Source organism: Streptacidiphilus alkalitolerans (assembly GCF_042511045.1).
Classification (GTDB): Bacteria; Actinomycetota; Actinomycetes; order Streptomycetales; family Streptomycetaceae; genus Streptacidiphilus; species Streptacidiphilus alkalitolerans.
On record NZ_JBHEZX010000008.1, the window covers coordinates 224525 to 244294 of the forward strand.

The 19770-nt window shown below is 73.7% G+C and carries 20 protein-coding genes; 5 read left to right on the top strand and 15 right to left on the bottom strand.

The features are described from left to right. Positions 1 to 3: 3 nt before the first annotated feature. The 11 genes from ACEZDG_RS20330 to ACEZDG_RS20380 form a co-directional block, all read right to left on the bottom strand. Positions 4 to 972 carry an alpha-ketoacid dehydrogenase subunit beta gene (locus tag ACEZDG_RS20330; protein WP_380511572.1) on the bottom strand — a complete coding sequence of 323 codons (969 nt, stop codon included), beginning with the start codon at positions 970 to 972 and terminating at the stop codon, positions 4 to 6. Then, positions 969 to 1961 carry a thiamine pyrophosphate-dependent dehydrogenase E1 component subunit alpha gene (locus tag ACEZDG_RS20335; protein ID WP_380511575.1) on the bottom strand — a complete coding sequence of 331 codons (993 nt, stop codon included), beginning with the start codon at positions 1959 to 1961 and terminating at the stop codon, positions 969 to 971. Before ACEZDG_RS20335 ends, ACEZDG_RS20330 begins: the two co-directional genes overlap by 4 nt. After that, the gene (locus tag ACEZDG_RS20340; protein ID WP_380511578.1) at positions 1958 to 2881 is read right to left on the bottom strand and encodes a phytanoyl-CoA dioxygenase family protein; all 924 of its coding nucleotides are present in this window, start codon (positions 2879 to 2881) and stop codon (positions 1958 to 1960) included. Before ACEZDG_RS20340 ends, ACEZDG_RS20335 begins: the two co-directional genes overlap by 4 nt. Positions 2882 to 2894: 13 nt before the next feature. After that, positions 2895 to 3890, bottom strand: coding sequence for a 4-hydroxyphenylpyruvate dioxygenase (gene hppD, locus ACEZDG_RS20345; RefSeq protein ID WP_380511581.1), 996 nt, complete (start codon positions 3888 to 3890; stop codon positions 2895 to 2897). A 46-nt stretch (positions 3891 to 3936) separates the two neighbouring features. Next, a complete protein-coding gene (locus ACEZDG_RS20350) occupies positions 3937 to 5190 on the bottom strand; it encodes a beta-ketoacyl-[acyl-carrier-protein] synthase family protein (protein ID WP_380511583.1) in 1254 nt (417 codons plus the stop codon). 26 nt (positions 5191 to 5216) lie between these two features. Next, a complete protein-coding gene (locus ACEZDG_RS20355) occupies positions 5217 to 6839 on the bottom strand; it encodes a class I adenylate-forming enzyme family protein (RefSeq protein ID WP_380511586.1) in 1623 nt (540 codons plus the stop codon). Positions 6840 to 6916: 77 nt separating this feature from the next. Next, positions 6917 to 7456 (bottom strand): hypothetical protein, encoded by a 540-nt coding sequence (locus tag ACEZDG_RS20360; RefSeq protein WP_380511589.1) that lies wholly within the window; start codon positions 7454 to 7456, stop codon positions 6917 to 6919. After that, complete coding sequence (locus tag ACEZDG_RS20365) at positions 7456 to 8583, bottom strand: beta-ketoacyl-[acyl-carrier-protein] synthase family protein (protein ID WP_380511592.1); 1128 nt, start codon at positions 8581 to 8583, stop codon at positions 7456 to 7458. Before ACEZDG_RS20365 ends, ACEZDG_RS20360 begins: the two co-directional genes overlap by 1 nt. Further along, positions 8580 to 8840: an acyl carrier protein gene (locus ACEZDG_RS20370; RefSeq protein ID WP_380511595.1), complete on the bottom strand. Its 261-nt coding sequence runs from the start codon at positions 8838 to 8840 to the stop codon at positions 8580 to 8582. The genes ACEZDG_RS20365 and ACEZDG_RS20370 overlap by 4 nt, the downstream gene beginning before the upstream one ends. Beyond that, positions 8837 to 9118, bottom strand: a complete 282-nt coding sequence (locus ACEZDG_RS20375; protein WP_380511598.1) for an acyl carrier protein — start codon at positions 9116 to 9118, stop codon at positions 8837 to 8839. Before ACEZDG_RS20375 ends, ACEZDG_RS20370 begins: the two co-directional genes overlap by 4 nt. A gap of 86 nt (positions 9119 to 9204) precedes the next feature. After that, complete coding sequence (locus ACEZDG_RS20380; protein ID WP_380511601.1) at positions 9205 to 10626, bottom strand: class I adenylate-forming enzyme family protein; 1422 nt, start codon at positions 10624 to 10626, stop codon at positions 9205 to 9207. Between the two features lie 173 nt (positions 10627 to 10799). Here ACEZDG_RS20380 and ACEZDG_RS20385 point away from each other — a divergent pair, with 173 nt between their 5' ends. Genes ACEZDG_RS20385 through ACEZDG_RS20400 form a run of 4 tightly spaced genes read left to right on the top strand, consistent with a single transcriptional unit; the run spans position 10800 to position 15005 of the window. Then, complete coding sequence (locus tag ACEZDG_RS20385) at positions 10800 to 11948, top strand: alpha-hydroxy acid oxidase (protein WP_380511604.1); 1149 nt, start codon at positions 10800 to 10802, stop codon at positions 11946 to 11948. After that, positions 11945 to 12739: a methyltransferase domain-containing protein gene (locus ACEZDG_RS20390; protein ID WP_380511607.1), complete on the top strand. Its 795-nt coding sequence runs from the start codon at positions 11945 to 11947 to the stop codon at positions 12737 to 12739. Before ACEZDG_RS20385 ends, ACEZDG_RS20390 begins: the two co-directional genes overlap by 4 nt. Before the next feature lie 11 nt (positions 12740 to 12750). Beyond that, positions 12751 to 13686, top strand: a complete 936-nt coding sequence (locus ACEZDG_RS20395; RefSeq protein WP_380511610.1) for an alpha/beta hydrolase — start codon at positions 12751 to 12753, stop codon at positions 13684 to 13686. Next, on the top strand, positions 13683 to 15005 hold the full coding sequence (locus ACEZDG_RS20400) for an aminotransferase-like domain-containing protein (RefSeq protein ID WP_380511613.1): 1323 nt from the start codon (positions 13683 to 13685) through the stop codon (positions 15003 to 15005). The genes ACEZDG_RS20395 and ACEZDG_RS20400 overlap by 4 nt, the downstream gene beginning before the upstream one ends. A 300-nt stretch (positions 15006 to 15305) precedes the next feature. Here the strand turns inward: ACEZDG_RS20400 and ACEZDG_RS20405 are convergent, their stop codons facing one another. The 4 genes from ACEZDG_RS20405 to ACEZDG_RS20420 all read right to left on the bottom strand — a co-directional run bounded on the left by ACEZDG_RS20405 (position 15306) and on the right by ACEZDG_RS20420 (position 18685). Further along, a complete protein-coding gene (locus ACEZDG_RS20405; protein ID WP_380511616.1) occupies positions 15306 to 16070 on the bottom strand; it encodes an ABC transporter permease in 765 nt (254 codons plus the stop codon). Then, positions 16070 to 17059 carry an ATP-binding cassette domain-containing protein gene (locus ACEZDG_RS20410; protein ID WP_380511618.1) on the bottom strand — a complete coding sequence of 330 codons (990 nt, stop codon included), beginning with the start codon at positions 17057 to 17059 and terminating at the stop codon, positions 16070 to 16072. The genes ACEZDG_RS20405 and ACEZDG_RS20410 overlap by 1 nt, the downstream gene beginning before the upstream one ends. Positions 17060 to 17153: 94 nt before the next feature. After that, positions 17154 to 18371 (bottom strand): glycosyltransferase, encoded by a 1218-nt coding sequence (locus ACEZDG_RS20415; protein WP_380511621.1) that lies wholly within the window; start codon positions 18369 to 18371, stop codon positions 17154 to 17156. Then, the gene (locus tag ACEZDG_RS20420) at positions 18368 to 18685 is read right to left on the bottom strand and encodes a hypothetical protein (RefSeq protein WP_380511624.1); all 318 of its coding nucleotides are present in this window, start codon (positions 18683 to 18685) and stop codon (positions 18368 to 18370) included. The genes ACEZDG_RS20415 and ACEZDG_RS20420 overlap by 4 nt, the downstream gene beginning before the upstream one ends. Before the next feature lie 98 nt (positions 18686 to 18783). On the opposite strand from ACEZDG_RS20420, the gene ACEZDG_RS20425 reads away from it, so the two are divergent. Next, complete coding sequence (locus ACEZDG_RS20425) at positions 18784 to 19716, top strand: 3-oxoacyl-[acyl-carrier-protein] synthase III C-terminal domain-containing protein (RefSeq protein WP_380511626.1); 933 nt, start codon at positions 18784 to 18786, stop codon at positions 19714 to 19716. Positions 19717 to 19770 lie beyond the last annotated feature (54 nt).

The following is a 19770-nucleotide window of genomic DNA, read 5'->3' on the forward strand; positions in this document are numbered from 1 at the left end:
GTGTCAGGAGTGCTTCATGACGGAGTGCAGGGCATGGCGCAACTGCTCGCGGCCGGGCTGCAGGGCCCGGTCCAGGTGCAGGGCGAAGGGGAGCACCGCGCCGTCCGGACGGGTGATCCGGTGCGGTGGTGCGATCAGCCGCATCTCCTCGGCGGCCGTGGCCAGGACCTCGGCGCCGATCCCGCAGCTGCGGTTGGAGTCGTCGATGACGACCAGCCGCCCGGTGCGTTCCAGCGAGGCCGCCAGCGCGCCCCAGTCGAAGGGATGCAGGGTGCGCGGGTCCAGCACCTCCACCGAGACGGTGCCGGCCAGTTCCTCCGCCACCGCCAGCGCGTCGTGCACCAGATGGCCGACCGCGACCACGGTCACGTCGGTGCCGCTGCGGTGCACCCGGGCCGAGCCCAGCGGGATCGGAGCCAGCTCCCGGGTGATGTCCTCGCGGACGCCCAGCGCGGCGGCCGGGGCGAAGACCACCACCGGGTCCGGGTCCCGGATCGCGGAGAGCAGCAGGCCGTAGGCGTCGGAGGGGGTGGCCGGGACCACGGTCTTGACCCCGGCGTGGGCGAACAGGCCGTAGGGGTGGTCCGAGTGCTGGCCGGCCCAGCCGTCCCTGGAGCCCGAGCCGGGCACCAGGCAGGTCAGCGGGACCCCGGCCTGGCCGCCGGTCATCAGCGAGAACTTGTGGGCCTGGTTCACCAGTTGCTCGAAGACCAGGAACAGCAGCGAGGGGATCTGGAACTCGATCACCGGTCGCCGCCCGGCCAGCGCGGCGCCGATCGCCATTCCGGTGAAGCCCTGCTCGGACAGCGGGGTGTCCACCACCCGGCCGGGGCCGAAGCGCTGCTGCAGGCCCAGGGTCGGCCCGGCCATGCCGGCCCCGACGTCCTCGCCGAACACGCAGACGGCAGGGTCGTCGGCGAGTGCGTCGGCCAGGGCGCGGTTCAGGGCCTTGGTGTAGGAGAGCAGGGTCATCCGACCGCCCCGGCCCTGGGCCGCAGCCCGCTCGCGTAGAGGTGGTCGCAGGCACCGGCCGGATCCGGGTGCGCGGCGGCGAGGGCGAAGCGCTCGGCCCCGTCGAGCTCGGCGTCGACCCGCAGGTCGATCACCGCCCGCCGGGCCGGGGCCACGGCCGAGGCGGCCCGCGGCAGCGGGTCGCGCGAACGCCAGTCCTCGATCTCCTCCGCCGTACGGTAGTTGACCTTCATTCGGCGCTCCATGGTGTGGTGTCCCTCGAAGCGGTAGGTGTGGCACTCCAGGAAGGCGGGGCCGTCCCCGGCCCTGGCCCGCGCCACGGCCCGGACCGCCGCCTCCCGTACCGCCTCGGTGTCCATGCCGTCGACCGGGACGGCCGGGATGCCGAAGGCCTGCGCCCGGCCCAGCGCGCTGCCGGCCACCGCGGTGGCGGCGGGCAGGGTGGTGGCGTAGCCGTTGTTCTCGCAGACGAAGAGCACCGGGAGCCGCCACATCGCGGCCAGGTTCAACGACTCCAGCAGCACGCCCTGGTTGAGCGCGCCGTCGCCGAAGAAGCTGACCACCACCCGGTCCTCGCCCGCCTGCTGCGCGGCCCAGGCGGCGCCGACCGCGATCGGGGCCCCGGCGCCGACGATGCCGTTGGCGCCGAGGATGCCGAGGGACAGGTCGGCCGCGTGCATCGAGCCGCCCCGGCCCTGGTTCAACCCGCTCTCGCGGCCCGCCAGTTCGGCCATCAGCCGGCGCGGGTCCGCGCCCTTGGCCAGGACGTGGCCGTGGCCCCGGTGGGTGCTGGTGATCCGGTCGTCCGGACGCAGCGCCGCGCAGACGCCGACCGCCACCGCCTCCTGCCCGATGTACGGGTGGATGCCGCCGACGATCTCGCCGGACTTCACCAGCGCCAGTGCCCGCTGCTCGAAGCCGCGGATCAGCCGCAGCATCCGGTAGCGGCCCTCCAGCGTCTCCAGGGACGGAAGTTGATGCTCCGTCACACCGCACCGCGCCACAGGGTCGGGCAGATCTCCGGGTCGGCGTAGTCCGGCAGGTCGGCCGGGGTGCGCCGGACCACCACATCGTGGTTGTAGGCCACGGCGCTGCCGTCCGGGCGGGTGTGCCGGCGGTAGTGGTTCCCGGCGTCCTGCAGGTGCAGCGAGACCGCGCGGCGGGGTTCGGGGGCGCGGTTGGCGCCGCTGCCGTGGTAGGTCCGGCAGTGGTGGAAGCTGACGTGGCCGCGTGGGATCACCACCGGGACCTTGCGCACCTCCTGCCCGTTGTAGCGGGCGTTGTCGGCGAGCAACTGCTCCAGCTCGGAGCGGTCGCGCTGGGCGAAGTGGCGGCTGGAGTCCTCGCCGGTGGGCAGTTCCTTCCAGTGGTGGCTGCCGTCCACCATGGTGATGGTGCCGTTCTCCTCGCCGCAGTCGTGGAACGGGATGAAGGCGGTGAGCATCCGCTCCGAACTGCAGGTCCCCCAGTAGTGCCGGTCGAAGTGCCAGGGCACCTGGTTGCTGGGCTCCTCCGGGACCGGCGGCTTGTAGATCAGCGTCGACTGCCAGATCCGGACCTCCTCGGCCTCGGCCAGCACCGCGGCGACCGCGCCGAGCAGCGGCTTGCGCAGGATCGCGGCGATGGCGTCGCTCTCGTAGTGGACGTAGTCGTTGTGCCGCTGGACGTCGCCGTCCGCGGGTTCCCAGGCGGCCAGGTTCGGCGGCCGGACCGGGAGGGTGCGGTCGCGGTGGCCCTCGTAGTACTTCTCGGTGGCGTCCTGGAGGGTGTCCAACTCCTCGTCGCTGAACAGCCGGCGGGAGAGGTACCAGCCGTGCTCGGCGTAGCCGGCCGCCTCCTCGGGGGTCGGCAGCAGGGCGCGCTCGGCGTCGGTGAGGGTGAAGTCCTGCGGAGTCGTCAGGGTGGTCATGGTGCGGGGCCTCTCAGAGGGACGCGGTGGCGTTCTGGCGTTCGACGGCCTCGTAGAGGGCCTTGATGTTGGCGGTGCCGAAGGTGCCGGCGCCCTGACGCTCGATCAGCTCCAGGAAGAAGGTCCTGCGCGAGTGCACCGAGCGGGTGAAGATCTGGAACAGCTGGCCGCCGTGGTCCTGGTCCACCAGGACGTCCAGCTCGCGCAGCACCGGCACCGGGATCGCGGTGCCGCCGAGCCGCTCGGCCAGGCCGTCGTAGTAGGCGGACGGCGTGGTCAGGAACTCCACCCCGTCGGCCCGGAAGCGGCGCAGGGCGGCGGCGATGTCATGGGTGCGGAAGGCCAGGTGCTGCACGCCCGGCCCCTGGTGCGCGTCCAGGAAGGCGTCGATCTGGCCCGGCTGCCGGTCGGTGTCCGGCTCGATCAGGGTGAAGGTCACCGCGCCCGAGGCGCTCTGCACCACGCTGGAGTCCATCGCCTGGGCGCCGATCTCGACCCGCTCGCCGAAGATCCGGTGGAAGCCCAGCGCCGCCTCGCAGAAGCGCACGGCGGCGGCGAGTTCCCCGGCCGGCACGCAGATCGCAGCGTGGTCCAGCAGGTCCAGCAGGGCTTCGGGCCGCGGCGCCTCGGCCGGGGCGGGCACGTCGGCGACGAAGCGCAGCGCCACGTCGCCGAAGCCGGCCACCAGGCCGCCGTCCCGGTCCAGCACCCGGCCGCCGTGGCGCACGGCGCGTTCCAGCGAGGCCTCGGGATCGGCGCAGCCGAGGGCGATCACGGCGACCCCGTCGCCGTGCTGCTCCACGAACCGGGCAACCGGGTGGTCGGCGGCGTCGGCCGAGCTGAGCCGCAGCCGGATGGCGCCCTGGTGCAGATGGACGGCGTGCACGCCGGGGCGCCGGTCGGGCTGCCGGGCGTCCGGCGCGAAGCCGAAGCCCGTGACCAGGTCGGCCGCGGACTGCGCGGCATCGGCGCAGTGGTACTCGATATGGCTGATGGTGTGGATGGTCAACGGAGCTCCCCGGACGTGTGGTGTGCGATGTGCGTCGTACGGTCCGCTAGCGCGTGGCGCGGGTGGACGGCGGCTCGAAGACGAGGCTGATGTTGTGGCCGCCGAAGGCGAAGGAGTTGCTCAGGGCGGCGCGGATCGGCGTGGTCCTGGCCGCGCCCCTGATGTGGTCGAGCGGGCAGGACGGGTCGGGGTCGTCCAGGTTCACCGTCGGCGGCAGCACCCCGCGGGCGACCGCGAGCACGGACACCGCCGCCTCGACCGCCCCGGCCGCGCCGAGCAGGTGCCCGGTCGACCCCTTGGTGGAGCTGACCGCGGGCTGGTCCGTGCCGAACACCGTGTGCAGGGCCGCCGCTTCGGCGGCGTCGCCGAGCTTGGTGCCGGTGCCGTGGGCGTTGACGTAGCCGATGTCGGCGGGGGCCAGTCCGGCCGAGGCCAGCGCGGACCGCATGGAGTCGGCCGCCCCCTCGCCGTCCGGACGCGGCATGGTCGGGTGGTGGGCGTCGGTGGAGCCGCCCCAGCCGGTCAGGTCGGCGTAGCCCGCGGCCCCGCGCGCATCGGCGTGGGCGCCGCGCTCCAGGACCAGGACGGCGCTTCCCTCGCCGAGCACAAAGCCGTTCCTGCGGGAGTCGAAGGGCCGGCTGGACTGCTCCGGATCGCTCCAGCCGTGGGCCAGCGCATGGGCGTTGGTGAAGGCGGCGGCGATGGTCGGGTGCAGCGAGGACTCGCTGCCGCCGCAGACCACCACATCGGCGTCGCCCGCGCGGATCAGCCGCAGCCCCTCGGCGACGGCCTGGGCGCCGGCCGCGCAGGCGGTGATGACGGCCGAGCTGTAGCCGCGGATGCCGTGCTTGATGGCCACCCTGGCGGTGGCCATGTTGGACAGCATGCCGGGCAGCAGATAGGGGCTGACGCCGGGTCGGCCGCGGTTCAGCCTGCGGTGCGACTGCTGCTCGAAGGTCTCCAGGCCGCCGCCCCCGGTGGCCAGCACCACCGCCACCCGGCGCGGGTCGACGTCCCGGCCGACCACGATCCCGGCGTCGGCGAGGGCGTCGTCGGCCGCGGCGATGGCCAGCAGCACGAAGCGGTCCACGCAGCGGGTCTCGGTCGGCGGCAGCACCTCGCGTCCGTCGATGGCCGGGGCGAGCCCGGCGGCCTCCAGCCAGCCGTGCGCGGCGTGGCCCTCCGGCAGCGCCCGGATGCCGGAGCGGCCGTCGGTGAGGGCGTCGAAGACCTCCGAGGGCTTGCGGCCGACCGGGGTGACCAGGCCGATCCCGGTCACCACGGCGGCGTCGGCGTTCACCGGTCCGGCGCTTCGCGGTCCGGCGTTCACCGGGCGGCCACCGAGGCGAGGTGGCGCTCCCGGAGCAGCACCTTGCGGACCTTGCCGGTCGGCCCGAGCGGGATCCGGTCGTCCGACACCACCAGCACCTGCCGGACGGTGGCGGCGGTGTGCGGGTCCAGCGCGGCCGTCACCTCCTTGGTACGGTCGGCGTCCGGGTCGGCGGCCCCGTCGAGCTGCAGCAGCACGTCGGTGACCACCTCGCCGCCGCTGCGCACCGCGACCACGGTGCAGTCCAGGATGTCGGGGCAGGCCGCCAGCACCCGTTCCTCCGACATCGCGGTGAACAGCCGCTGCCCGCCGCCGAGGTCCACCGAGTCCACGGCGCGGTCGACGTGGTAGTAGTAGCCCTCCTCGTCCCGGTACATCAGGTCGCCGGTGAGGAAGTAGCCGCGGACCCGGGTGCGGTGGGTGGTCAGCGAGTCGTTCCAGTAGCCGAGGGCCAGGGTGGGGGAGCGGGTGCCCAGTTCGCCGACCTCGCCGGGGCCGAGGGCCGAGCCGTCGGGGGCGAGCACGGCGCAGTCCACGAAGGCGTGCGGCTTGCCGACGCAGCGGCCGTAGCGCTCGGTGCCGGGGCCGTGGGTGATGAAGAAGTGCGAGTGGCCCATCTCGGTCGAGCCGAGCCCGTCCACGAAGAGCGAACCGGGGACCCGGGCCCGTCCGGCCCGGGTGGAGGTCTCCCGCGAGCCGGCCGCGATCAGCCGCCGGATGTGCGCCTCGTGGGCGCAGTCGCCGGTGTTCCACCACAGGGCGACCGAGTCGAGTTGACGGGTGCTCAGGTCATGGTGCGCCAGATCGGCCCAGGTGGCGGCGAATCCGATCACCCCGCGCGGCTGCCAGCTCTCGATCGCGTCCAGCACCCCGGCGCCGGACTGGGCGGACAGCAGCGCGATCTCGGCCTGCGAGCTGAGGGCGAGGTTGACCGCGATCAGGGTCGCGGCGTGCGGCGCCGGCAGCGCGCTCAGCATCCGGTCCGAGCCCTGCGGCCGGGGCAGCGCGAGGCGGTGCCGGATCGCCGCGTAGAGGCTGTCGTGCGAGTGCAGCACCGCCTTGGGCAGGCCGGTGGTGCCGGAGGAGTGGGTGATCGCCACTGGGTCGTCGTGCCAGTGCCGGTACGGCTCCGGCGCCTGCTCCGGGTCGGCGCCCACGGCCAGCGAGCCGATCTCCGGCAGCAGCGGCGCGCCCGGGTCGTACCCGTCCAGCACGGCCGTGTGCGCGGGGTCGGTCAGGATGCCGACCGCGCCCAGCCGCTGGATGTAGCGGGACGCCCGGTCGCCGTCCAGATGCGGGTTGAGCAGCGCCGGGATCGCCCCGAGCCGGGCCAGCGCCAGGAAGGCCAGCACATGGTCGGCGGCGTCGCTCGCATAGACCACCACCGGGTCGCGCGGGCGGATGCCGAGGGCGTGCAGCGCGGCGGCCCTGGCCCGGACCGAGCGGTCCAGCTCGCGCAGGGTGAACGGCTGCCAGCCGGCGTGGTCGTCCACGGCGGTGTCAAAGGTCAGCAGCGGTTCGTCCAGGTCGATGCCGAGGGCGATTCTGCTGGTCAGCACGTTTCCGGCGCCGACCTGCGGATCGGCTGCGAGGAGCGCGCGGATATTGCGGGTGCTCATGGCGGGATCCCTCCGATGGCCCTGCGGCCATACCGGTGCGAGATGGGGGAGTGACGGGGCCGGGGGCGGCGCTGCCCTCAGGCGGTGGTGACCAGGACGGCGACGGCCCGGTCTGTGCGGTGCGGGTGCTCGGGGTGTTCCGAGTGCTCGGCCGGCTCGGCGGCGATGACGAGGACCTGGTCGGCGTCACCGTCAAGGAGCAGTAGCTCGGCCAACTCCAATGCGTCGGAGGGGACTTCGCCCGGTGTGCCGGTGCCGGTCGGACTGATCGCGACCACCGGGCCGGTGAGCCGGTGGCGGGCGGCGACATGGCCGAGCACGGCGTTGGGATTGGACTGGAAGAACAGCAGCGGCGGCATCTGCCGGTCGGCAGCCGCCGCGGTGTCGATGGCCAGCGCGGTCGCCCGGTCCCCGCCGTGGCTGGCGAGCAGCAGCGCGGTCCGGCTCGGTTCCACCCGGTCGCCGTGGTGGGCCCGCAGGCAGCGCTCGGCGGTCTCGGCGACCAGCGGATTGAAGCTGGAAGCGGTGAAGCCGGGCAGCGGAGGGAGCTGCAGGCCGTCGGGGTCGTCCGGGTCCGGCCAGCGGCCCTCGGCCAGGATCTTCAGCTGAGCAGCCATCAGGCAGCCACCAGGAGCGCGGTGTTGGCGCCGCCGAAGGCGGAGTTGAGGCTCAGCGCATAGCGGGGCGCGGCCTCGCGCGGCCCGTCCAGCACCAGGTCGAGCCGGCAGTCCGGGTCCGGTCCGAGGTATCCGGCGTTGACCGGGAGCAGCCCGCGGCGCAGCGCGCCGATGGTGACCACGAGTTCGAGCAGGGCCGACGCCTCCAGGGCGTGGCCGTGCACGGCCTTGGTGGAGCTGACCGGCAGCGTGTCGGTGCGGTCGCCGAAGACCCGCCGCAGCGCCGCCGCCTCGGCCCGGTCGGCCAGCGGCGAGCCGGTGCCGTTGGCGTTGACGTAACCGACCTCGGCGGCGTCCACCCCGGCCCTGGCCAGTGCGGCTTCGGCGGCCCGCGCCATCCCGCCGCCGTCCGGGACCGGACGGCAGACATGGTGCGCGTCGCCCGACCTGCCCCAGCCGGCCAGCCGGGCCAGCACCTGGGCGCCGCGGGCCTCGGCGGCGGACTCGGCCTCGACCAGGACCGCCACCGCCGCGTCGCCCAGCAGCATGCCGCTGCGCCCGGAGCTGAACGGGCGCAGCTCACCGTCCCGGGCCAGCGCCCGTCCGGCGTCGAAGGCCGCGAAGACCCCCGGCTCGACCAGGTGTCCGGCCGCGACCAGCACCCGGGGGTGCCGGCCGGCCCGGACCAGTGCGGCGGCGTCCGCCACGGCGGTGCCGGCCGCGACGCAGGCGCCGGTGTAGACCCGGGTCACCCCGGGCAGGCCCCACTGCTCGGCCGCCCCTGCGCCGACCCGCGCGGCGACCCCGGCGGTGCGCAGGTCGCTGTGCAGGGCCAGCAGCAGCGGGGTCGTCCCCAGGTTCGTGCCGGAGCCGGCTCCGGACGGGTCCGCCTGGCGGCAGGCATCGCCGAGGACGGTCAGCAGGGCCTCCGCGAGCGGTGGCGGGTCGGGCAGCAGCGCGGCCCGTCGCACCCGGCGCCGGGCGACGTCGAAGCGGGACACCGTGCTGAACCCGGCCTTGCCGTAGCCGACCGCCGTCACCAGCGGGTCGAGTCCGTGGCCGCAGGCGCTGAGGACCCCGATCCCGGTGACCACCGGCCGGGCGGCGGGGGCGGCGTCGCTGCTCATGGCTGCGCCGCCGCCACGGATCTGGTCCCGCCCATGGCCTCGCCCAGCACCGCGACGGCGTCGTCCACGGTGCGGATCGCGTCGAAGCGCTCGTCCGACAGATCGAGTTCGACCCCGTAGCGCTGCTCGAGCTCGGCTATCAGCCAGGTGAGTTCCAGCGACCCCAGGGCGTCCTGGACGGCCTCGGGGGCGCGGTCGCCGAAGGCGGCGAGCATCACCAGCACCTCGGCCCGGCCCGGCGGCTCGATCCCGGTCACGCCGGGCTGCCGGACACGGCCGGGGCAGCGGCGGCGGCGATCCGCGCGGCCACGTCGGCGGTGAACTCGTCCAGCGTCATCAGCGCCGTGTTCTCCATCTCGTCCAGGTCGAACTTGACCCCGAACTCGTCCTCGACCTGGACCGAGAGGTCGGCCAGGGCCAGGGACTCCAGGTCGAGCCCGGCCGGGCCGAGGTCGGTGTCGCCGGTCACCTCGGAGACGTCGTAGTTCATCTCGGTCAGCGTGGCGAGGACGTACTCGCGGATCCGGTCCTGCATGGTGTGCTCCTTGTACTGGGTTCGCTAGGTCTGGGCGGGTGCTTCAGGTTCTGCTGGTGCGCAAAGCGGTGGCAGGGCGGGGTGGTTCAGACAGCGGCTGAGGCGGCGTCACGGAGGCAGGACACGTCGCGGAGCAGCTTGCCGGTGGTGGTGCGGGGGAGTGCGGTGAGGAAGGAGAGCCGGCGCGGGCGTTTGTACGGGGCCAGTTGACGCGCCAGCAGCTCCTGGATGCCGGCCGGGTCGGCGCCCTCCTCGCCGACCAGGTACGCCTCGATGGCGCCGGCCTCGAAGACCACCACCGCCTCGCGCACCTCGGGCAGGGCGGCCAGGGTCTGCTCGACCTCGGTGAGATCGACCTTCAGGCCGCCGACCGACACCTGGGAGTCGCGCCGGCCGAGCACGGTGACCCGTCCGGTGCCGGGGTCGATCCGGGCGGCGTCCCTGGTACGGAGCCAGCCGTCGGACCAGCGGGAGGGGTCGGCGAGGCCCGGGTAGGGCGAGCCGTCCATGGCGATCTGCAGTTCGCCGGACTGCTCGCGCAACCGCAGCCCGTGCACCGGTTCGGTCCAGGGGTGCAGCGCGCCGGTGAGGTCGGTGGCGATGACGCCGAGCTCGGTCATCCCGTACATGGTGCCCAGCGGCACGCCGTAGCGGGCGGTGAAGGCGGCGGGCAGGCCCGGGCGGACCAGCTCGCCGGCCACCACCATCCGGCGCAGCTGCGGCAGCGGCGGGGGAGCCGTCGCGCCCGCCAGCAGTTCGGCGTGGAACGGCACCCCGATCACGGTGGTGGGCCGGTCGTCGGCGGCGACGGCGGCCAGGATCCCGGCGGCGGTCATCCGTTCCGGGACGGTCAGCGGAGCCCTGGCGTGCAGGCTGTTGAGCAGCCCGCCGACCAGGCCGAGCACATGCACCACCGAGGACAGCAGCACCACTCGCTCGCCCTCGCCGGGGAAGTCCGGAAGCCTTGCGTAGCAGTCCAGTTCGCGGATCAGGTCGACCCCGGTGCGGGCGATCACCTTGGAAGGACCGGTGGACCCGGAGCTGAGCTGCAGCAGGGCGTGCGGGGTCGCGGCCGGCCGTCCGTCCGCCAGCGGGACCAGGACGGGCGTGACCTCGCTGAAGCCGCGCAGGGCCGCCGCGGGGCGGTGCTCCGCCAGGACCAGCAGCTGCGGTCTCAGCCGGTCCAGCGCCAGATCGACCTCATGGTCCGTCAGTCGGTGGTCCAGGAGCGTGACTTGGGCCTGCTGCTGCCAACTGGCGAGTAGCGCGACGACGAAGCCGAGCGAGGGCGGCAGGCGCAGGGCGACTGTTCCGCCGGGTTCCAGTCCGGCGGCGGCGAGTTGTTCGCGCTGGGCGGCGACCAGTCGGCGCAGGGTGCTGCGGTCGACGGGGGAGCCGAAGCGCAGGCACTCCTCGTCGCCGGGGCCGGCCAGGAGGAAGAGCTCGACCCAGTCTTCCGGCGTTCGGGCAGGCAGAGGCTGGGGGAGGGGAAAGCCGGTCAACGCCACTCCACGCAGAGGAGGGAAATATGGACGTCGGTTCACAATTTGTTCGGTCAATTCCGAATGCAGACACTGGCACAGACGAATCGTCAAATCAAGGTCTATACCAATGTGGTCCAGACCTCCTACGCTGCCTAGCCGGGACTGGTTCCGATCGCGGCCACCCGGAAGGGGAGCCGATGGGACTGCTCGCGCTGGCGGAGGTCGAGCGCGGGGCCCGCGCCCGACTGCCCGCCCCCATCTGGGACTTCATCGCAGGTGGGAGCGGGGAGGAGCGCACACTGGCGGCGAACCTGACCCAGTTCGGCCACTACGCCCTGCGACCCAGGGTGCTGGTCGACGTCTCGGTCTGCGATCCTTCGGTCACCCTGCTCGGTTCGCCGCTGCGGACGCCGATCGGCGTCGCCCCGATGGCCTACCACCGGCTGGTGGATCCGGAGGGGGAGACGGCGACGGCCCGCGCGGCGGGCCGCACCGGCACCCTGCTGGTGGCCGGGATCTTCGCGAGTCGTTCACTTGAGGAGATCGCCGCCGCAGCGACCGGACCGCTCTGGCTCCAGCTGTACTGGCTGCGCCGCCGGGAGGTCCTGGCCGGACTGGTCGAGCGGGCCGAGGCGGCCGGCTACCTGGCCCTGGTGCTGACCGTGGACGCTCCCCGGGTCGGCCGCCGACTGCGCGACCTGCGCAACGGCTTCGCGGTCCCGTCCGGGGTCCGGGCGGTCAACCTCGACCCGGAGCTGATGGCGGCCAGCCATCGCGGCGGCGCCGGGGCCTCGGGCATCGAGGACCACGCCCGGGAGCAGTTCGACCCCGCGCTGACCTGGTCCGACCTGGCCTGGCTACGGGCCAGGACCCGGCTGCCGCTGGTGCTGAAGGGCATCCTCACCGCCGAGGACGCCCGGCTCGCGGCCGAGCACGGGGCCGACGCCGTGGTGGTCTCCAACCACGGCGGACGGCAGCTGGACGGCGCGCTGACCAGCCTGGCCGCCCTGCCCGAGGTGGTCGACGCGCTGCCCCCGGACTTCCCCGTGCTGTTCGACGGCGGGGTGCGCACCGGGACCGACATCGCGGTCGCCCTCGCCCTGGGCGCCCGCGCGGTACTGGTCGGACGGCCGGTGCTGTGGGGACTCGCGGTCGGCGGGGAGGACGGCGCGGCCGAGGTGCTCGACCTGCTCGGCACCGAACTCACTCATGCGATGGCCCTGTTGGGCCGCCCCCGGCTGCGGGACCTGGACCGCGGCGCGCTCGGCGCAGCCGCCTTCGCACCACCCCTGACGAGTAGACATCCGACCGGCACGACCGGCGGAAGAACAGGACTGCAGAGATGACCAAGCGGCCAGCGTTCCCCGGCTGGGACTGGGACGACCCGGACGGCCTCGCGGTACGGCTCGACGAGTTCAGCGAGCAGGTGGCCGGTTGCGAGAAGCTGGAGCCGATCGCCACCGAGCTGCCGCACGACCGCGACGACTTCCTCGAACTCGGGCTCACCGGAATCGAGTTCGCCGCTTTCAGGACCGCCCATCCGGCCGGTCTCGGCACCGACCTGGCGGTGCTGCGCAGCACCGACCGGACCGCTGCCAGCGAGCCGGGAACCCTCTACCGGGTGGACGGCGACCGCTGCTTCACCCAGCTGGACATCTCGCAGCCGCTGCCCTTCGCCGACGCCAGTGTGGACTGGGTCTACGCCGAGCACCTGATCGAGCATGTGACCATGCCGGTGGCGGTGGACTGGCTGAGCGAGGCCCGGCGGGTGCTGCGGCCCGGCGGCGTGCTCCGGATCACCACCCCCGACCTGGCCCGCTACCTCAACGGCTATGTCAACCGGGACGGCTTCCTGACCCGGCACCGGCGGCGGCTGAGCACCATGGGCTTCGGCCCGCCGATGCCCGAGCGCAGGGCCTTCCTGGTCAACCAGATCTTCCGCTACTACGGTCACCAGTGGATCTACGACCTGGACGAGCTGCGGTACGTGCTCACCCGGGCCGGGTTCGCCGCGGAGGACATCCGCGCCTGCGGCTACCGGGAGGGCGTCCGCCCGGACGTCGCCGACCTGGACACCCCCTTCCGCACCGACGAAACCATCTACGTCGAGGCCGACGTACCGACGACGACAGGCTGACCGGAACCCACATGCCACTCCATCCGCAGGCGCTGGCCCTGCGAGAGCACCGCTCTCGTTCCGGAGCACCGCCCCTCTACGCGCTCACCCTGGCCCAGGCCCGGGCCGCCGACCTCGCCGACATCCAGGCCGCCGCCGGCACCCCCGAGCCGGTCGCGGTGGTCGAGGAACGCCGCATCCCCGGCCCCGGCGGCCCGCTGCTGCTCCGGCTGTACCGGCCGGAGGCTCACGGCCGACCGCTGCCGGCCCTGCTCTACCTCTTCGGCGGCGGCTGGACCCTCGGCTCACCGGACACCTCCGACGCGATCTGCCGCCGACTCGCCAACAGCGCCGGCTGCGTCACCGTCTCGGTCGGCTACCGGCTGGCCCCCGAACACCCCTTCCCGGCCGCGCTGGAGGACTGCGCCGCGGCGCTGCACTGGATCACCGCCCAGGCGGACGGCCTCGGCCTGGACCCGGACCGGCTGGCGGTCGGCGGCGACAGCGCCGGCGGCAACCTGGCCGCCGCGCTCACCCTGCTGCTCCGCGAGCGGGGCGGCCCCGCGCTGCGGCACCAGCTGCTGGTCTACCCCAACACCGACCACCGCGCGGACACCGACTCACTGCGCGACAACGACGACCCGCTGCTGTTCAACCGCCGCTCGGTGGCCTGGTACTGGGGGCACTACCTGGCCGCCGCCGGGGACGGGGACAACCCGCTGGCCTCCCCGCTGCGCGCCGACGACCTGTCAGGACTCCCTCCGGCCACGGTGATCACCGCCGAGTACGACCCGCTGCGGGACGAGGGCGAACAGTACGCCGCCGCGCTGCGGGCGGCGGGCGTCAGCGTCGCAGGCCGCCGCTACGACGGCATGCCGCACGGCTTCTTCGCCATGACCGGGCAGCTGGACAGCGCGCTCGACGCCCAGCAGTACGCGGCCGAGCAGTTGCGCGAGGCGCTGCGGTGACCGGCGGACCGGAGATCCGGCCGCTGGCCCTCGGCGAGCTGCACGGCTCGCTCGCCGACCCGCTGCTGGACGCGATGACCTTCCTCAACGAAGTCACCACGCGCTACCCGGACGCGATCTCCTTCGCCCCGGGCCGGCCCTACGAGGGCTTCTTCGAACCCGAGCACATCCAGGACTACCTGGACGCCTACCTGGACCACCTGCGCGAGCGCGGCCTCGGCCCGGAGGCGGTCCGCAGCACGCTGTTCCAGTACGGGCCCACCAAGGGCATCATCCCGGACCTGGTCGCCCGCACCCTGGCCAACGACGAGGGCCTGGACGTCGCCCCCGAGGCACTGGTGCTCACGGTCGGCGCGCAGGAGGGCATGCTGCTGGTCCTGCGGGCGCTGTGCGCCACCGCGGATGACGTGCTGCTGGTCAGCTCCCCCTGCTACGTGGGGGTCACCGGGGCGGCCCGGCTGCTCGACCTCACCACCGTGCCGGTCCCGGAGGGGCCGCAGGGCGGGCCGGACCCGGAGGCGGTCGCGGCGGTCGCCCGGGCGGTCCGGGAGCGGGGGCAGCGGCCCCGTGCGCTGTACGTGGTGCCCGACTTCGCCAACCCGTCCGGCACCAGCATGCCGCTGGCGGCGAGGGCGCGGCTGCTGGACGTCGCGGCGGCGGAGGGGCTGCTGGTCGTCGAGGACAACCCGTACGGGTTCTTCGCCCGGTCGCCGGGCGAGCGGCCCACGCTGAAGGCGTTGGACCGCCGTCGGCAGGTCGTCTACCTGGGCTCCTTCGCCAAGACCTGCTTCCCTGGGGCCCGGCTCGGTTATGTCGTGGCCGACCAGGAGGTGGAGTCGGCGGGTGGCCGGCGGACGCTGCTGGCCGACGAACTGGCCAAGCTCAAGAGCATGACCACGGTCAACACCCCGGCGTTGAGCCAGGCGGTGATCGGCGGGATGCTGATCCGGCACGACTTCCGGCTCCGCAAGGCCAACGCCGCCGCCACGGCGTTCTACGCGGCGAACCTGGGGACGATGCTGGACGAGCTGGAACGCCACTTCCCCGCTCCGCTCCGGAGGGAGCTGGGGGTCAGCTGGAACCGCCCCGAGGGCGGCTTCTTCGCCGTCCTCACCGTCCCCTTCGACGCCGACGAACGCGCGATGGAGCGCTGCGCCCGCGAGCGGGGCGTGCTGTGGACCCCGATGGCCCCCTTCTACCCGGGGGGCGGGGGCGAACGACGCCTACGGCTCTCCTGCAGCTCCCTGACGGTCGATCAGATCAAGGACGGGGTAGCCGCACTGGCCCACTTCATCAAGGACCAGGCAGCGGCGGGGTAGCCCGGGGCGCGGCTGTGCTCGCCGCAGCCAGCGGGCGGCTGCGCCGCGCTGACGCTGCGCGTGGCTGCTCCTGGCCCGGTGGCCGGGCGGCACGCCTCCGCCGCCCGGCGGGGTGGCCGCCGCCGCCAACAGGCAGGGGTTGCGCCGCGTCGGCGCTGCGCGACGACGGCTCAGGCGCGTGGGTATCGGTGCTTCGCCGCGAAGTTCGCTGCGCGGGGCCACCTTGCACAACGGGCACCGCGGCGGAGCCGCAGGCGGCACGCCCCTGCCGCCAACCACCCTCCACGGCCAAGCGTGCGTTCAGCGCACCCGCGTGGAGAAGAGGCGGGCGGACCAGAAGACGGCGGCGACGGTCAGTACGGCGACGATCAGCAGGCTCTGCCAGACCGCGTTGTCGCCGAGGTGGCCGGAGAACAGGGCACGCATGCCCTCCACCGCCCAGTAGAAGGGGTTCCACCGGGCCGCGCCCTTCAGCCACTCGGGTGCCAGCGCCAGCGGCAGCAGCACCCCGGAGAGCAGCGCGATCGGCTGGGCGATGGTGTTGACCACCGGGGCCAGCGCCGAGTCGTTGCGCAGCAGCAGCGCGATCCCGTACGAGAGGGCCGAGGTCATCAGCGCCAGCAGGGCCAGCAGCAGGTAGGCCAGCAGCAGGTTCAGCGGTCGCACCCGCAGCCCGAACGGCAGTGCCAGCAGGGTGATGATGACGGCCTGCACCAGCAGCGCCACCACCTCGCGCAGGGCCCGGCCGAGCAGCAGGGCGAGCCGGCTGACCGGGGTGACCCGGGACCGCTCGATGATGCCCGAGCGCAACTCGCCGAGCAGCGTGAACCCGGTGAACAGCCCGCCGAAGATGACCAGCACGGCGAGCAGCCCGGGCACGTAGATCTGGTAGGTCTGGGCGTAGGTGGTGGCTCCCATCGGGGCCAGCACCGGCTTCAGCAGCGGGGCGAACAGCAGCAGGTAGAACAGCGGCTGGATCACCCCGACCGCGATCCAGACGGGCGTGCGGGCCATCAGCAGCAGCTGCCGGTGGAAGACCAGCCAGGTGTCGCGGGCGAGCTTCATCAGGGACTCCCAGCGATCGAGCGGCCGGTGCGGGCCAGGAAGACGTCGTCCAGACTGGGGCGCTGCAACTGCACGGTGTCCGGCAGGATGTCCGCGCCCTCCAGCGTGCGCAGCAACTGCGGGATGGCTGCCGCGCCGTTCTCCACGTACAGCCGCAGGCCGTCCTCGCCCTCGGCGCCGGTGGGGCTGCGGAGTTCCAGCCGGTGCAGGTACGGTTCGCCGCGCAGCGCCTCGGCCGCGGCTGCCGAGGTCCCGGTCGGCAGGCCGACGAGGACCACGTCCCCGGCGATTTCGCGCTTGAGCGACTCCGGGGTGCCCTCGGCGACGATCCCGCCATGGTCGATGATGGCGACCCGGTCGCACAACGCGTCGGCCTCGTCCAGGTAGTGCGTGGTGACGAAGACGGTCATGCCCTCGGTGCGGAGCCTGCGGATCTCCTCCCAGACCTGGCTGCGGCTGGGCGGGTCCAGGCCGACCGTGGGTTCGTCCAGGAAGAGCACCTTGGGTTCGTGGATCACGCCGAGGGCGATGTCCACCCGGCGGCGCTGTCCGCCGGAGTACGTGCTGCAGTGCCGGTCGGCGTAGTCGGTGAGGTCGAAGGACTTCAGCGCGTCCGAGGCCCGTTGCAGGGCCTGGGCCTTGCCGATGCCGTACATCCGGGCCTGCAGCACCAGTTCCTCGCGGGCGCTGGCGTTGTCGGTGGTGCCGCCGCCCTGGGCGACGTAGCCGATCCGGCGGCGCACCTCGGCCGGGTCGGCCAGCAGGTCGGCGCCGGCGATCCGGGCCTCGCCGCCGTCGGGGCGGATCAGCGTGGCGAGCATGCGCAGTGTGGTGGTCTTGCCGGCCCCGTTGGGGCCGAGGAAGCCGAAGATCTCGCCTGCTCCGACACTCAGGTCGATGCCGCGGACGGCGTCGACGGTGGTGTCGGATTCGGCTCTGCGGCGCTTCCGGGACTGGAAGGACTTGCGCAGTCCCTGGGTCTCGATCAACCAGAACTCCCGTACGGGGATGGGGCTGCCGGGCCGCACCTGAAACTGGTGCTGCGCGCCACCCTAGGGTCTCCCACGGTCCGGAAACAATGGCCTAGACCAATTGATTTCGAGGCGGCCGGTTCCGCGCCGCCACCTGCTCCAGCCGGTCCGCCGCCGCACCCGCCCCGCCGCAACCGCGCAGCGACGCGCCCACCCGGACGGCGGCGGCGCGGTAGCCGGGATCGTCCAGCACGCCGCGGACGGCCGAGGCCAGCGCGGGTGCGGTGACCCTCGGGAACGGCACCCGCAGCCCTGCTCCGGAGGCGGCCAACTGCGCCGCGACAAACGGCTGGTCGTGCCGGATCGGGGCAGTGACCAGCGGAACGCCGTGGCTGAGCGCCTCGCTCACGGTGTTCATCCCACCGTGGCAGAGCACCGCGTCGATCAGCCCCCGGCGCAGCAGTTCCAGCAGCGGGACCCGCTCGGCGGCGACCGCGTCGGCCGGGAGCGCGGGCAGCAGCCCCGGCGGCGCCGCGATCACCGCCTGCACGCCTCCGCCGCTCCCGCCGTCCGCGCCGCCCGCGCCGTCCTCGGCCAGCAGGTGCAGCGCCCGGACCGCGCGGGCGTGGAAGTCCGCGCTGACGTCGGCGGCCAACGTGCCCATGGTCACCAGGACCCGGCGGCGGCCCGGCTCCAGCCGCTGCCAGGGAAAGCCGGGATCCTCGGCACGCTCGGCCAGGACCGGTCCCACCAGCGCGTACTGCGGCGGCAGCGCCAGCGGTCCGGTGAGCGCGGGCCCGGTCAGCGCCAGCACCAGGTCCGGCGAGAACCGGGGGTCGACGAACTCCTCGGCCGGCAGCCCGGCCCGCTGCCACAACTCGCGCAGCCGGGCCAGCATCCAGGCCTCGACCTGCGGCAGGGCCCGGAACGGCCGTCCCAGTTCCATCGCTCCGGGGGCCAGGCTGGCCCAGCGCAGCCCGTGCCGGTGGGCGGTCAGCGCCCCGGCCGGGGTGTGCTGGTCGACCAGGACCAGATCGGGCCGGTAGTCCAGCACCGCCCGGTCCAGCGCCTTCGCGGTGAAGCGCGCGTACGGCAGGATGAATCCCTCCCACAGCGAGCGCAGCGCCGCCAGGCCGTGGCCGCCCTGGGCCCGGAACAGCCGGCTGCCGGTGGGCAGCACCTCGGCGTCCGGGCCGAGCAGCGGACGCAGCACCGGCTCGGAGCCGGACCAGGCCACCCGGTGCCCGCGTGCGGCCAGTTCGCGGCCGATGCCCACGGTCGGCAGCACATGCCCGGCCAACGGCGGCACCACGATCAGGAACCGGCTCATCGCGCGACCCCCGCCGTTGCCCCGGCCGCCGCCTGCGGCAGCAACGCGCGCTGCAGGTCGCCGACGGTCAGCGCTTCCAACGCGTCCAGGTCGAGCCCGGCCCGCAGCCCGGCCAGGTCGGCGGCCGGGCCGAACCGGGCCAGCAACAGCCCGCCGAGCCGGTCGAGTTCGTACTCGTCCAGCAGCAGGTCGGCGTCCAGCCGGGCCTGCGGGGTGACCAGTTCGACCCATTCCTGGGGCGCTTCCGCGGCTTCGAGCAGCAGCTCGACCAGCACGGGACGGACCAGGTCAGCGGGGGTTTCGGGGGGTTCCATGAGGCTCCACCTGCTCGACGGCGCGGGGGCGGGACACAACGGGGCCGGGGTCTGGGGGATCTTGTGCGTCCGGCCGGGAGGTGGGAATACTAGCCCGGGTGACCGCACTGGAGGCAGTGGCCGTCCACCTGCCCCGCCACTCCGAGCCCATCGAGACGGCGGGGGCCAGAATCGGCCTGACCCCGCGTCAACTTCGACTCTTCCGCCGCTTCCACGGCCTGGACCAGGTGCGCCTGGACCCGGACGGGACGCTGCTCGACCTGCTCTCCGGAGCCCTGGACGCGCTGCCCGAACTGCTGGGCCGCGAGCACCAGGTGCGCTTCGTGCTGCACGCGCGCAGCATGCCGGTGGCCTCGCCCTACCCGATCGACCCGCTCTCGCAACTGCTCGAACAACGCGGCCTGACCAGGGCCAACGCCTTCACGGTGACCCAGCAGGCCTGCGCGGTGGGCCTGCTGGCGATCGACCTGGCCGGCAGGCTGCTGGCCTCCGAACCCGACCCGGACGCGCTCGCGCTGGTGCTGGCCGGGGAGAAGACCTTCACCAGGGACGCCCAACTGGTGCCGGAGACCGCGATCTTCGGCGAGGGTGCGGCGGCCTGCCTGGTTCGGGCGGCGGGTCCGCGCAACCGGGTGCTCGCCTACGCGGTGCGCCAGCGGGCCGACTTCGACGGACGGCTCGCCGAGGACGCCGAGCTGCTCGCCCGCTACCAGCGGGAATACCCGGACACCATGGCCGAGACGATCGGAGCGGCCCTGGACCAGGCCGGAGTCGCCCTCGACGACCTGGCCCTGCTGCTGCCGCACAACGTCAACCAGGTCTCCTGGAAGGCGCTCTGCCGCCGCCTCGGATACCCGCTCGAAAAGGTAGTGCTGGACAACGTGCCATCAGTCGGGCACAGTTTCGCAGCGGACGCCTTCATCAATCTTCACACCGCGACCACGCGGGGTCTGCTCCACCAGGGCGACCGCTTCCTGATCGCCGCATCCGGCATCGGAGCCACCTTCTCGGCCATGGTCGTCGAACACTGACGCACCATCAGCCCTGCTGCAACGCCCTTCCACTCCTTGAGCACGACGGGACGG